13 protein-coding genes and 3 pseudogenes are annotated in these 13098 nt (G+C 40.6%); 3 read left to right on the top strand and 13 right to left on the bottom strand.

The features are described 5' to 3' along the window. The first annotated feature begins 44 nt into the window (after positions 1–44). Together BLS23_RS06065 and BLS23_RS06070 are read left to right on the top strand one after the other, a co-directional pair. On the top strand, positions 45–206 hold the full coding sequence (locus BLS23_RS06065; RefSeq protein ID WP_279615115.1) for a CAT RNA binding domain-containing protein: 162 nt from the start codon (positions 45–47) through the stop codon (positions 204–206). A gap of 389 nt (positions 207–595) precedes the next feature. Beyond that, entirely contained in the window at positions 596–1975 is a 1380-nt protein-coding gene (locus BLS23_RS06070) for an NADP-dependent glyceraldehyde-3-phosphate dehydrogenase (RefSeq protein ID WP_341845035.1), read from the top strand. Between the two features lie 156 nt (positions 1976–2131). On the opposite strand, the gene BLS23_RS06075 is transcribed toward BLS23_RS06070, so the two are convergent. From BLS23_RS06075 to BLS23_RS06105, 7 genes and pseudogenes are all read right to left on the bottom strand, one after another. Beyond that, the gene (locus tag BLS23_RS06075; RefSeq protein ID WP_089651647.1) at positions 2132–3046 is read right to left on the bottom strand and encodes an endonuclease I family protein; all 915 of its coding nucleotides are present in this window, start codon (positions 3044–3046) and stop codon (positions 2132–2134) included. A gap of 438 nt (positions 3047–3484) precedes the next feature. Then, a pseudogene (locus BLS23_RS06080) lies at positions 3485–4737 on the bottom strand (RNA polymerase sigma factor). After that, positions 4734–5168, bottom strand: coding sequence for a YciI family protein (locus BLS23_RS06085; protein WP_089651648.1), 435 nt, complete (start codon positions 5166–5168; stop codon positions 4734–4736). Before BLS23_RS06085 ends, BLS23_RS06080 begins: the two are co-directional and overlap by 4 nt. 396 nt (positions 5169–5564) lie before the next feature. After that, the gene (locus tag BLS23_RS06090; RefSeq protein WP_089651649.1) at positions 5565–5933 is read right to left on the bottom strand and encodes a hypothetical protein; all 369 of its coding nucleotides are present in this window, start codon (positions 5931–5933) and stop codon (positions 5565–5567) included. Between the two features lie 70 nt (positions 5934–6003). Beyond that, positions 6004–6921, bottom strand: coding sequence for a VOC family protein (locus BLS23_RS06095; RefSeq protein ID WP_089651650.1), 918 nt, complete (start codon positions 6919–6921; stop codon positions 6004–6006). A gap of 30 nt (positions 6922–6951) precedes the next feature. Next, positions 6952–7185: a hypothetical protein gene (locus BLS23_RS06100; protein ID WP_143015231.1), complete on the bottom strand. Its 234-nt coding sequence runs from the start codon at positions 7183–7185 to the stop codon at positions 6952–6954. Positions 7186–7296: 111 nt separating this feature from the next. After that, positions 7297–7758 carry a GNAT family N-acetyltransferase gene (locus BLS23_RS06105; RefSeq protein ID WP_089651671.1) on the bottom strand — a complete coding sequence of 154 codons (462 nt, stop codon included), beginning with the start codon at positions 7756–7758 and terminating at the stop codon, positions 7297–7299. Positions 7759–8285: 527 nt separating this feature from the next. Between BLS23_RS06105 and BLS23_RS22250 the strand changes: the two are divergent. Then, positions 8286–8489: pseudogene (locus BLS23_RS22250) on the top strand (ATP-binding protein); the annotation flags it as partial. 47 nt (positions 8490–8536) lie between these two features. Here the strand turns inward: BLS23_RS22250 and BLS23_RS06115 are convergent. The 6 genes and pseudogenes from BLS23_RS06115 to ltrA form a co-directional block, all read right to left on the bottom strand. After that, entirely contained in the window at positions 8537–8983 is a 447-nt protein-coding gene (locus BLS23_RS06115; protein ID WP_089651653.1) for a threonine/serine exporter family protein, read from the bottom strand. 18 nt (positions 8984–9001) lie between these two features. Continuing rightward, entirely contained in the window at positions 9002–9745 is a 744-nt protein-coding gene (locus BLS23_RS06120) for a threonine/serine exporter family protein (RefSeq protein ID WP_089651654.1), read from the bottom strand. A 42-nt stretch (positions 9746–9787) separates the two neighbouring features. Further along, a pseudogene (locus tag BLS23_RS22255) lies at positions 9788–9928 on the bottom strand (IS91 family transposase); the annotation flags it as partial. 717 nt (positions 9929–10645) lie between these two features. After that, positions 10646–11044, bottom strand: coding sequence for an HI0074 family nucleotidyltransferase substrate-binding subunit (locus BLS23_RS06125; protein ID WP_089651655.1), 399 nt, complete (start codon positions 11042–11044; stop codon positions 10646–10648). Next, positions 11020–11343, bottom strand: coding sequence for a nucleotidyltransferase family protein (locus BLS23_RS06130; RefSeq protein ID WP_160917492.1), 324 nt, complete (start codon positions 11341–11343; stop codon positions 11020–11022). The genes BLS23_RS06125 and BLS23_RS06130 overlap by 25 nt, the downstream gene beginning before the upstream one ends. A gap of 468 nt (positions 11344–11811) precedes the next feature. Beyond that, positions 11812–13068 (bottom strand): group II intron reverse transcriptase/maturase, encoded by a 1257-nt coding sequence (gene ltrA / locus BLS23_RS06135; RefSeq protein WP_089651672.1) that lies wholly within the window; start codon positions 13066–13068, stop codon positions 11812–11814. Between the last annotated feature and the right edge of the window lie 30 nt (positions 13069–13098).

Consider the following 13098-nt stretch of genomic DNA (forward strand, 5'->3'; position numbering starts at 1 on the left):
ATTAGCATTGTGATAACTTTTATTTGCCGTATTTTTAGTGGGTTTTGATCTATAAAAACAAGCAGGAAGTAATCGTTATGGGACGAGGGATTGCTTTTAATAAGCGGGTTGGAGAAGACACCGAAGAAGATAAGGTAGAAAAAATCTTCACTTTGGAAGACCAGAATATTACAAAGAAGTTTAAGATCCAATATACATTTTTTTAACTTCTTACTCTCTTCATCTGACTAAACACCCCACATACGCTAAAAGTGCCTGCCCTCCACCTCGTTAACACTTTACCGCATTGGTGTCAGGCACCGATACATGTTATTGAAACGCGTGGTGCGATTATGTTCTCATACATATACACTCACTTCTTACATTACCGTTTATTAAATGATGATCTTACGTCTACTTAATTACTGTTTCAAATAATACTTTTCACTTTTGCATTAAAATAAAAGGATGATGGATCATATTAAACCTTACATTAAAAGTAAGCGCTTAAATGAGTGATGTTACCGCTTACTTTGAGTTTGCAGGTCTTTTTAATATACTTAATAATCAGAATAGTCAAATATATTAGGAGGATTGATTAGTTATCAGCATTGCAATCAAAAATGAAAAGAAGGTCTATTCAGTTTCTGGAAACGAAGTTCTTGGCTCTCTTCCTTTGATGTCCCAAGAGGAAGTAGACGATAAAATAAAACTGGCAAGTGAATCCCAAAAGATTTGGTCTGCAACAGAGGTATATAAGCGGGCAGATATTTTGCACGAATGGGCAGATCGATTAGTTGAAAAACAGGATCGAATCGGAGAGGTAATTTCTAAAGAAGTAGGTAAAAACCTGGCTTCCGCTATTAAAGAAGTTGTAAGGACAGCAGATTTAATTCGTTACACCGCTGAGGAAGGTTGCCGTATCCATGGTGAAATGTTGAAAGGGGATTCTTCCAGAGGAGGATCATCAAGCAAAATGGCAATGGTGGAGCAGGAGCCACTCGGTGTTGTCCTCGCTATATCTCCATTCAACTATCCGGTTAATTTAGCAGCTTCCAAAATTGCGCCCGCACTCATCTCCGGAAACGCCGTTGTTTTTAAACCAGCTTCTCAAGGGGCGTTGAGCGGTCAACTGATGACCGAAGCACTGCTCGAAACAAATCTACCTTCTGATATCATTCAATTTGTGTCCGGAAAAGGTTCAGAGATTGGTGATTTTCTCGTTACACACCCGAACATTGATATGATTACTTTTACAGGGAGTACAGAAACAGGACAAGCAATATCTCAAAAAGCAAAAATGATTCCTGTTGTATTAGAACTCGGCGGTAAAGATCCAGCGATCGTTCTGGAGGATGCTGACCTTGAGCTAGCAGCTGAGCACATCGTCAGTGGTGCTTACTCTTATTCAGGTCAACGTTGTACGGCAATTAAGCGTGTTCTAGTAGATGACACTATTGCTAATGATCTAACAGAGAAAATAAAGCAGAAGGTTGAAGCTCTCTCGGTCGGAACTCCTGAAGACAATGCGACAGTGACTCCCTTGATTAATAACGATGCCGCTGACTTTGTGCAACATCTGATCGATGATGCCATAAACAAGGGTGCAGAGCTCATTACTGGCAATAGACGTGAAGATAATTTAGTTTATCCAACATTATTAGATCATGTAAATTCAGATATGGATGTGGCATGGGAAGAACCTTTTGGTCCAGTCCTACCGATCATTCGTATCAACGATGAAGATGACTTTGTATCGCTTGCCAACCAATCAGAATACGGTCTGCAAGCAAGTATTTTTACAAAAGATGTCCAAAAAGCCAGGGAAATAGCCACAAAACTAGATGTAGGTTCCGTGCAAATGAACGCAAAAACAGAACGCGGTCCTGATCATTTCCCGTTCATCGGAGCTAAAAACTCCGGCCTCGGGTCTCAAGGAATACGCCGCAGTATTGAATCCATGACACGCGACAAACTATTCATCTTGAATCTATAATATTAACGCTCAATGGTTCCTGATAAGTATATCAATGCTTAGCAGGGGCCTTTTTTTCTTATTTATTAGACTAGTAATTTTCCATTTCGGTGACTGACCCCAAGAAAAAAGGCCTGCCTTATTTTTAGATAGAGTTTATTACGATGGTAGTTATCTTTATTTATTTCTCAATAACTCAGCCATCTCAACCGGATAATCAATGAACGGGTTCCGATTTCCCTGAAGCTCAAAAATCGCCTGATTACGGTGCAGTTCATAAACTTCAGGTGGTTCATTCCTATGCCAATCAAGCATAAGATCTACATCTATTCTTTCTTTTTGATTCATTTCCAAACCATCCGGATATCTCACCAAAAAATAAAGCATCGCACGAGCCACCGTCCCTTTTGCGAACTCCGGTTCAAATAATTCATCCTCCGCTTTTCCGCATTGATCCTCGATTCTAAGAACCCCCGCCTCTTGCTCAGCTGGATAATCATGAAAATCATGATAAGGATAATTACTTCTGATTGAATTACATAGAGGTTCACACGTAAATAAATGATGCAGGTCGCCTCGCATGGGCTCCTGCGCATCATACCAGGATTGCGGAACGGCATGTTCACAATTGTATTTAAAGGTGGTAACGGCCTCTGCCATCACTTTCAGCAGATTCTCACCCTCGTCTTTGTTTGCTCTTATCTCTTGTTCACGTTTTTGGGAAGCAGCATAATCTTCCTGTATGACATCCTCCGGCTCTCTTATCTCTCCCGAATAGATGCTCTGCAGTTTGCCATCAGGTCGCAGGTCTACCCAAGGATAAACGTATAAGCTCGGGTCGTATCGTAAAAAATTATTATGTGTCGACTGGATTAGTTCCATTACCTTTTCTATTGCCGTGCTGTTGGCTGGATCCGAAAAATTAACAGACGCATAATATTCTTGTTTCGTTTGTTTGTTTTTACTTTCATCAAAGTACACCTGTTCATCCTTAATAATTTCTTCTTTATTTTTCTTCGCTTGTTGGATGATTTCATTTATTCGTTCCGGGTCTATAGATACGGAAATTGCCTGGCTGATCATTTTATCCATGCATTGATCCCTCCTCCAATAATTACTGCAAACTGTTAAGCTTTCTCTACTCTCTTACTCTATGCATTCCACTAATTCGTGTAATTCCCCTTTAATAGACGAGGAAAGAATTACAAAAAAAAAGATGACGAGCAAATGCTCGCCATCTTTTTATAGTGGAGGGGGAGATGTAATTACATCATGCCGCCCATTCAATCGTTTAGTTAAAAAGACTATAACAGACCCTGTATAACCTTGTTATAACAAGGTTTTCCTTAGCAAACAAATTGATTAAGCACAATAGGTTTTAATATTATCTGTACAGTATCCAGTCATTATCCAGTCACCAAAACTTCTAGAAGAAAGGAATCTTTAATTCCTCCTTGTGGGAAGATGACTTTTGAAGCGACGAACGAGGAACGCTACAATCGACAAGGCGAAGAAAGTTAATCCAATGCTTTAGGACTCACAATCATTTGCCCGGTTCAATAAAAGCTCCTTTTCACGGTCATTCCGGGTCATCGACGCCGCTCGTGCAAATTCTGTCCGGGCTTCATCGAATCGCCCGAGCTTAACCAGTAGATCGCCACGAACGCTAGGCAGTAGATGGTATCCCTTTAGGGAAGGTTCGGCACTCAGCTCGTCAACAATCTGCAGACCGAAAGAGGGTCCAAATGCCATTGATATGGCAATCGCCCTATTTAATTGACGATCGGCGATGGAGTTACCCTGGCCAATGCTTCGTAAAGGGCAGCGATACGAATCCAATCAGTCTCAGATGCCGTAGGAGCTTCTGCATGACAAGCAGAAATCGCAGCCTGCAACGCGTACGGCCCGAGTGTGCTTCGAAGCTTCTGGCTGCGCTCCAATGCCGCTAACCCCCGACGGATCAACAATTGATCCCACTGCGCTCGATTTTGTTCCAACAGACGAACCGGTTCTCCTTTGGGGTTAACTCGAGTTTTAAGCCGCGAAGCTTGAATCTCCATAAGGGAAACTAGTCCGTGAACTTCCGATTCATGAGGGACAATTTCGGTAAGTATACGTCCCAGTCTCAGTGCCTCTTGACACAGTAATGGACGGATCCAGTCATTACCTGATGTTGCTGAATAACCTTCATTAAACATTAGGTAAATCACTTCAAGTACGGCAGATAGACGGTCTTTGAGTGACCCACCTGTTGGCACTTCGAAAGGTACCTTCTTGGCTCTGAGGGTTCTCTTGGCACGGACGATTCGCTGGGCAATCGTCGATTCGGCAATAAGGAAAGATCGTGCAATTTCATCTGTAGTAAGTCCGCATAACAGGCGGAGAGTTAGGGCAACTCTAGCATCTTGTGATAACACTGGATGGCAGGTCATAAAGATCAGACGAAGGAGATCGTCATCGATCTCCCCCTCCAAAGCATGATCTACATCTTCCTCTTTATATAAATTCATACCGCGGGCGATCTCTCCATACTTCTGATCACGTAGCTTCGTCCTGCGCATAAGATCGACCGCACGCCGTTTCGCCGTGGTCATTAGCCAGGCACCCGGATTGTCTGGAATGCCTATTTCCGGCCATCGTTCGAGAGCAATAACTAAAGTATCATGGGCAATATCCTCTGCAGCACCCACATCCCGTAGCATTCGGGTTAAACTAGCAATTAGCTTTGCCGACTCCATTCTCCATATGGAATCAGTGGTTCGATGTGTATCGATTAAACTCACGTTTTTTTCTGCTCCTCTACCTGCTTGTCGAGTTCTGCATCTTTTTCCAGCAATTCTGAATTAATCGTAAGATCCCCCGCTTCATATAACGGCCTGAGCTCAATCTCTCCTTGTCCAAATCCATGAGGATCAGGATATCGATGTGCCCATTCAATTGCTTCTTCTTTCGATTTGACTTCAATTAGAGTATATCCCGCGATTAATTCTTTAGCTTCCGTAAACGGACCATCAATGACTTTCGGTTTTTCTCCAGGTATCGGATAGGAAAGCCGTATTCCGCTTGAGCTAGGCTGCAGCCCAGCCCTATCGATCAAAACACCAGCTCTCGCCAATTCTTCATGGTACTTTTGCATGGCACTATAAAGTTCCTCACTCGGCATAACCTTCTCTTCTGAATCTGTTGTAGCCTTGACAATGATCATAAATCTCATATGTGTTTACCTCCTTTATTTTTTGAAGCTTCGTTAACCCTTGTAACAATCATTCGGGTAATTCCGCTTCTATATATACGACGAACTAACCTTTACTGAATCGACAATAATTTAATATGCAAGTACGCCTGACAGGATAGAGGAAACGTAAGGAAAATGCCAAAGTATAATGTTAAATAAATTTCAACGTAAAAGTCGATTTCTTTTATTTAGAAATCGACTTTTAAATGGCTTGTTCGATTAAACTGAGTTTAGGGGAAGGAAAAAGTTGACTTCCATTCCAAAAGTATTACCAAATTATTCTAATTGACTTTTCTATATAGAAGCATAAAATCGTGCTCCCAGTGTAAACCGTCATCTGATTTTTCCCATGAACTTTTTATTTTATCTCTGGAGTCATTGATTTCCCCAACAAAACGCTGGCAAAAATCTAATTGGGAAAAAATCAGATGAATTCCTCCACAATTCCCACAAACCGCTTTTCAAATTCATATAGTATAGTCGAGTTACACCTCGCGAATCAAAATAGTGTTGTAAATAGTTACTAGTATTAGAGTCATAGTCATAGACAATCGTACTACTTGGAAATTCCATTTGCTTTATAAAAGTTCGCTGAACGATAAATTTCTCTTTTTCCATCCAATCAAATAATGTTTGTCCTTTAATGGAACTTGTTTTAAATTGTGGATGAATCACCTCTATTTCCCATTCACCTATAAAAAATTCTAACCGCTTTAACATCTCATCACGACCTAAATTTCTCATGATAAATATCCCCTTTTCATTGGAAATTTCCATAAATAAAAATGGATATGGGGGATCGTCTGTTATTTCACTATCCTTTGTAGGCTTTCTGTAACTCCTTAAGATTAAGTTTTTTCATTTTCAAAGTGGCCTGGGTCACACGAGCAATTTGCTCCTGAGTACTATTATCACTCAGCATCTCATCCTTTTCTCTCGGCACAATCTGCCACGACATTCCATACTTATCTTTCAGCCAGCCGCATTGTTCGGATTCAGGAACCGCGGATAGCTTTTCCCAGTAGTAATCTATCTCATCTTGTGTGTCGCATTTCACCATAAAAGAGATGGCTTCGATGAAGTTGAACTTATGGTCTTTTGAACTATCCATTGCGGTGAACCATTGATTCTCAAGCATAAAATCCGAAAACATGATGGTACCTTCTTTGGCAGATTCTATACTTTGAGGATAGCGGGCAATTGAACCCTGTTTGGAGTTTTTAAATATGGACAAATAAAAATGAACCGCTTCTTCTGCTTTTCCACATTGATCATTAACAAACATAAATGACGGAACTACCGTAGGCCGCTTTTCAACTTCAGGGTTGGTAAGGATTAGCTGCCAAGATAAACCATATTTGTCTTGAATCCAACCGTACTTCTCACTAAACGGATACTTATCCAGGGGCATTAACACTGTTCCGCCTTTGGATAATTTGTTCCAAACCTTATCTATCATCATACTCGCATCTTTTTCTTGTGAGGGATGAAAATGAACCATGAAAGACACAGACGGATTGAATTTGAAGTAAGGCCCTGCGTTAATTGCCATGAACTCCTGTCCCCACAACTCAAAAGAAACTAAATCGGAGTTGCCGGATGGTGTTCCATGAAGTGTTGTTACATTCGTAATTCTTGATTCAGGGAATATGGAAGCATAGAAATCCGCTGCTTCATTAGCTTCCTTGTCAAACCACAAATGAGGGACGATATTATCATTGGTTTTTACCATCGTAATTTCCTCCTTGAAGTATTTTTCACTTCACACGTTCTGGATATTTTCCAGCAATTCTTCAAGCCGATCCAGAAGTTCAACGGCTCCTTCAGACATACCTGCTTTAATCATTCCATCTCGACCTTCTACTGATTGATCCACCGTTTTCTCGATAAACTTTGTCTTGTTCTCAGCCAATTTTTCGAAAATTGCTTCAAAAATCCAATAAAATAAGTTGTTTAACAAACTAGCGCTATTGTTGAACACAATGTAAAACACCATTGAAAACACCATTTTTTCATAAACGCCCTTTAACAGAAAAAATTTAATTAACAAGTATCTTTTTAACCAATACTCCCGTAATTAACAGATATTCTGTATTGCAAATAATCTTTATTCAAGTGTAAGAACAAATTCTGCTACATCTTCACCACGTGCGTTAGAAAACCCACTATCTTCACCATAGATTGTAAAACCACATTTCTCCAGTACCTTGAGTGACCTAATGTTGTCTTTGGCAACACGAGCATAAAGTGGACGAATGGTAACTTGTTTTAAAAATTCTCTTAAAGCATTGGTAGCGATTCCTTTGCCCCAATATTCTTTTCCTATCCAGTAGCTAATTCCTGGTACGCCGAACTGCTCGAAACATAGAACATTTCCAGCAACATTATTTTGAACAGTAATCGTTTGCTTGATGATGTCTTTATCCGCCAGAATTTTATTCCAATGGGTTAAGAAACTGCTCCAATCCGCCGGGTCCTTACTTGTAAATGCCGCCATATAATTTGCATCCCGATCCTGTTGGTGTTTGAAGAAAACCGGAAGGTCATCTTCAATTACGCTTCGAAGCATTATTTGCACACCAAAATTTCCCCCCTTGTAATTTACTAATTTATGTAAACGTATTTCACGTTATCCATTAAATGGCCCCTATACTTCTAATTCAATTTGCCCTTATGTAGAATAACTTCTGGATTATAACCCAAAAACCTCCATAAAATTCGCAACAAAAGAGGAGTAAGTACTCTTAGATTCAACAAATTTAAGAAGTCTCTATTACAAGGTAATCCACTTAATAATTAGATCAATATCTCGAAACTGAACTTCCACCACACCAGTTCCCAAATACACAAAAAGGAGACGATTTCTTTTTTAGAGAATCGCCCCGTTAACGTAAGACTTGAATTCGAGATATTTAATGCATAATTTCAACTAACGCACTCGAGTTTCCGGAAAAGTACTCGTTATCAAATTCAGAAGAAAGTCAGCTTGTGAGTATATTCATAAGGAGTTAGCCAAACCTGGAATCAATCTAACACTGCTTTGAGATGAGTACTGTTTGAGTTGTAGGGCGATTTTGATTTTGCTTTGCTTTTCAACCAAGTATAGATAAGAAGCGTATTAAAGAAGTTCTAACCGGGCGATACATACATCATGGTGAGAATATTATCCTCCTAGGCCCAACTGGTGTAGGGAAAACGCATTCAGCCACTTCCATGACAGTAGAAGTCCTTACACAAGGCCATACAGCCCTTTATATCACCGCAAATGACTTTATAGCTGAATGCCAAAACAAGGATTAACCCAGTGAATTATAAAGACAAACAAAAACGCAAGTGAGGCTCACCCATTACCTCAATTGCGCTTTTGTTTGTCTTATCTTTTTTATAATCTGGTTAAGCACTTCCGAGAACACGAGCCCAAATGCAATAGCACCAGATATCATAAAAGCTTTCGCTGCAATGGAGATAGCGACGCTGTAGTCATTTTGCACAAAGCTTCGCATGGCATCATACGCGAGACTTCCTGGTACGAGAGGAATAATCCCTGGTACGTTAAATATAATCATAGGCGTTTTGTATATCCTTGCCAGCATCTGGCTGACCATGGCAATAACAAAGGAGGCGATGAGTGTAGCTGGGACACTGTCGACTTCTTCCCATACTAAGGATATGTAAATGACCCAACCAATCATGCCGACGAGACCACATTTAATGAGCGTATTTCTTGGCGCCTGAAAGATGATTCCAAAGGCAGCTGATGCAAAAAAGCTTGCTATGGCATGTTCAATCAACATAGTCATTCCTCACGATCTCTAAAATAGTGCAAACATAACAGCAATACCTGCCCCAATTGCAAAAGCCGTTAAAAAGGCCTCCGCCCCCTTGGCGAGTCCTGAGATAAGATGACCTGCCATCAAATCCCTTACAGCGTTGGTGATGAGCAGGCCAGGGACCAACGGCATGACAGAACCAACAACTACCTTATCAACTTCCTTCCCAATACCTAATGAAAAAAGGGAAAAGGCTGTAAAACCAATCACCAACGAAGCAATGAATTCAGCAACAAATTTAATTTCAAATAATCGAATAAAGTTAATTAATGCAATAAATCCCAGCCCTCCTGCTACGCAGGCTGGTAGGAAATCGTACCAACTCCCCTGAAACATGAGACTAAAGAAACCACTCGCTAACGTGGCAGCGATGATTTGCATGCGCATGGAATAATCTGTAGGACTGGTTTCAATTTTTCTAAGCTCTTTATACGCTATGTGAGTAGACATGTCTCCACTTGTAATGTTTCTAGAGACATTATTCGCGAGATTTACTTTTTCGAGATTTGTCTCTCGTGCTGAAACTCTTACTAATTTTGCAGGGGCACCAGGGCTAATCGTAAACACAATCCCAGTAGGTGTTACATAACTTTGTGCTTCATCCCGTCCAAAAGATTGGGCAATCCGCGTCATCGTATCTTCCACACGATAGGTTTCCGCTCCATTTTGTTGCATTATCTTCCCAATTAATAAACATAACTCAATTAAGTCCTCTGTACGCTCCACTCGGTCACCTCAATTCGTATTACAGTATGTTTAGTGTGTCTATTCATATACTAAAAGCTTAAAACCCTTTTTAAAATTTCCACAATCTCGAAACTTCTCCACTTTCTTTTGCACGACTGGCCGGATCTTAGCTCCATATTTGTTCTTAAATGCTTCCCAATGTTGATGTTCATCAAAGAAAATTCATCGTAAAATATTCGTCTCCATACAAGTACAATACCACATCATCAAGGGCTGTAGTATTGTCAAAAGTTATACATTCTTTACTTTGAACACAAACTAATAAAAGAACTATCAGGAAAATAGGTGTAAATTAGTCCCTTTCCACACCTAGGTTTCTTGGATGTATAAACCATTCGGCTATGGGGACTTTAGATATTAATAATATTTGCTATTTTTTCTGTTGGCTAGAATTTACGGTCTTCTAAAAAACCTGAAATGCAAATTTTAAAAGCAAAAAAGGACTACCTCCTTTATTTAGGAAGTAGTCCTTTAATTACTAACTATTTATACATTACTTGAAGAGTTTCCAGAGACTTTTTTGTGTGTTTCAAACTTTTTATAGAAAAATCCAGTCAAAACTTATTTGTAATGCGGAAAAAAACCTATTACATAAGTGGTTTGAGCGTTATCACATCATGCCGCCCATTCACTCGACTATTTAATAGGATAATAATAAGACCCTCAGAACCTTGTTATACCAAGGTTTCCATCGCAAAATGAATTTATAAACCACAATAAGCTTTAATACTTTATGAACAGTATCCAGTCACTAAAAACATCACCAGAATTCAGAATAAAAGAAATAGATCTTTACCCATTTGGGATAATGCGTTTTTTAAAATATTTGGTTCACAAACTAGAAGTAGTTACTAACGTCTGGGGTTTTATCTTTATTAGCTATTCCATCACTTTACCATTCATACGTTCAACCCATTGCTGGAGAAGGTTATTATACCGGGACAAATTTTTGTGGATTTTAATGGCCACTTCTTCATTATAGGTATGGACGGTCAAATTACAATCATTTACCATTTCCAAAGCCAATACGGCCTCTTCATCCTCTAACAAGTGGACCTCCCTGCAACTGCGAATGACGCTCTTCGGAGAGCCGGCATCCAACCCTTCTATGTCATATAAATATTGCTTAGCCGCTTTCCAACTAGCCTCGAAAGAGAATTCAAATCGTTGAATCGCTGCATCTCGTTCCACATCGTTCGGGTTTTTAAGGTTAGCTAGCTTTTCAAAGGAAGCCAACGCTTTTTCTGCTGCTTCTAGTCGTTGACGTAATCTTTCCATAAGATACCCTCCTTTTTCACTTGTTGGATTAGAGCTTCTTTGGCATCATGTAAATCCACCACATCTACCTTGTAAGGAATGGTAGACTCTTCGATTTGCTCAATCAGTTTATTCCATTTAGAAGGAGAGATCGGGGAGTAAGATTCGATAGCGATGTCGATATCTGAGCTACGCTTTTCTTCCTGTCGAGCCCAAGAACCAAATAAGAAAACACGTGCTTTTTCATTGGCGAGTTGTTCATTCAAAATCGATTTCAGTTGTTGTAAAATTTGCTCCCGTAAATCTGCAGGATATCCCATAATATCCCTTCCTCTTTTTTGTCTCATTATAGCATATGTACACCTTCTCTTTGAGGGATTTCCCTTCTACAACGTTCTAAATAAACGGATTTCATGCGATTACTATTCTAAAAAAATAGAATCACTCTTATAAACCTAACTTAGTTTCGTCAAGCATCTTAATCATATCTGGGTCAGCATGTAAGAAAAACTGCCTTTCTTCAATATTTAAGGTCGCGATAGCTGCTTTATCTTCATTTGTAAGCTGAAGTCAAAGACATCGATATTTTCTGCCTTATGTTCTTGTTGTCGGTGGCCGCCCTAATCTGCTAAGTGTTAACGTGGTGTAGTAAGGCACTCACAGTACGCTATTGCTATAGTTGCATATCATAGTACAGTAAAACCTTTAGTAATAGAGATAGGGGGAGGTGACTAACCTCCATCCCTCTCACACCACCGTACGTACGGTTCCGTATACGGCGGTTCCAATCATGTCTGACGAATAAATTTGTATCTTAAGACAATACTCTTCAGCCCTAGGCGCCACCAATAGGTGGTGCCTAGGGTTTTGTGTAAGACGGGACTTCTCGCAATTCGCCAGTAAGCCTTCCGTGAGTTTCCCCATTCGTGGGCTTTCTGCGGAGAGATTCCCAGTTTGATCAGTTTCCTGATTTTCGTTTTGGGAAGTCTCCATTCTTTCCAGCGAATCATTCGAAGTCTTCGATGAAGCCATGATTCCAACTCTTTCAATACACTTAGTGTGTCAATTAGGCTATAATAATTCATCCATCCTTGTAGGAATAGATTAAGCTTCCTCACTCGATTCTCCATCGATATTCGTTCTTTTCGTGAAGTAAGACTTCGGACTCGGTTCTTAAACCGTTCGATGGAACGCTTAGCTAATCGAATCTTAGGGATTCGATTAGGAGTGAAGCTGAACCCCAGAAGTTTTCTCTTCCAAGGTCGGTCCACGGCACTCTTCTCGCGGTTTACCTTCAGTCGTAACTTCTTCTCGATGAAAGATGTGATGGACGCCATCACCCTTTCCCCTGCACGCTTAGACTTCGCGTAAATATGAAAGTCATCCGCATACCGAACGAACTTGTGACCACGCTTTTCCAGTTCTTTATCCAGCTCGTCTAATACGATGTTGGAAAGCAACGGACTGAGGGGGCCTCCTTGAGGAGTCCCTTCCGTATTTGGGCTTACAAGACCCTGTTCCATAATACCTGCTTGAAGGTATTGTCGGATAAGGTAGAGAACGTTCTTATCCTGGATACGGTTGGATAGGGTTGCCATAAGTCGGTCATGGTTGACTTTATCGAAGAACTTCTCCAAGTCCATGTCCACGACCCAGCGGTATCCTTCTTGGATGTACTCTTTTGCCTGACGGACAGCTTGGTGGGCATCTCGATTTGGACGGAACCCGTAGCTGTATTCCGAAAAGGTCGGGTCATACATCTCGGATAGTTGTTGGGCGATTGCCTGTTGAATAAATCGGTCTGTCACCGTGGGGATGCCCAGCTTCCTCTTTCCGCCGTCTGGTTTCGGGATTTCGACTCGACGTACCGGTTGAGGTTGGTAAGTTCCCGACCGCAGGCTTTCCACTAATGATGTCCACTCTTCTTTTAAATGCGTACGTAGGGATTTTACGGGCATTTGATCGACACCGTGGCTTCCTTTATTCTTTTCTACACGCTTGAGCGCTTGAAGTAAATTCGGTCGTGACAGTACACGATTTATCATAAGATACATTCCTCCGTGAATGACGTTTCC

Source organism: Halobacillus aidingensis (assembly GCF_900104185.1).
Classification (GTDB): domain Bacteria; phylum Bacillota; class Bacilli; order Bacillales; family Halobacillaceae; genus Halobacillus; species Halobacillus aidingensis.

Coding starts and splice junctions, on each gene's coding strand:
- BLS23_RS06085 (WP_089651648.1), bottom strand. CDS start 5,168: ATGAGATTTATGATCATTGTCAAGGCTACAACAGATTCAGAAGAGAAG.
- BLS23_RS06100 (WP_143015231.1), bottom strand. CDS start 7,185: ATGGTGTTTTACATTGTGTTCAACAATAGCGCTAGTTTGTTAAACAAC.
- BLS23_RS06125 (WP_089651655.1), bottom strand. CDS start 11,044: ATGGAAAGATTACGTCAACGACTAGAAGCAGCAGAAAAAGCGTTGGCT.
- BLS23_RS06115 (WP_089651653.1), bottom strand. CDS start 8,983: ATGTTGATTGAACATGCCATAGCAAGCTTTTTTGCATCAGCTGCCTTT.
- BLS23_RS06105 (WP_089651671.1), bottom strand. CDS start 7,758: ATGCTTCGAAGCGTAATTGAAGATGACCTTCCGGTTTTCTTCAAACAC.
- BLS23_RS06075 (WP_089651647.1), bottom strand. CDS start 3,046: ATGGATAAAATGATCAGCCAGGCAATTTCCGTATCTATAGACCCGGAA.
- ltrA (WP_089651672.1), bottom strand. CDS start 13,068: ATGATAAATCGTGTACTGTCACGACCGAATTTACTTCAAGCGCTCAAG.
- BLS23_RS06090 (WP_089651649.1), bottom strand. CDS start 5,933: ATGAGAAATTTAGGTCGTGATGAGATGTTAAAGCGGTTAGAATTTTTT.
- BLS23_RS06095 (WP_089651650.1), bottom strand. CDS start 6,921: ATGGTAAAAACCAATGATAATATCGTCCCTCATTTGTGGTTTGACAAG.
- BLS23_RS06130 (WP_160917492.1), bottom strand. CDS start 11,343: ATGGGATATCCTGCAGATTTACGGGAGCAAATTTTACAACAACTGAAA.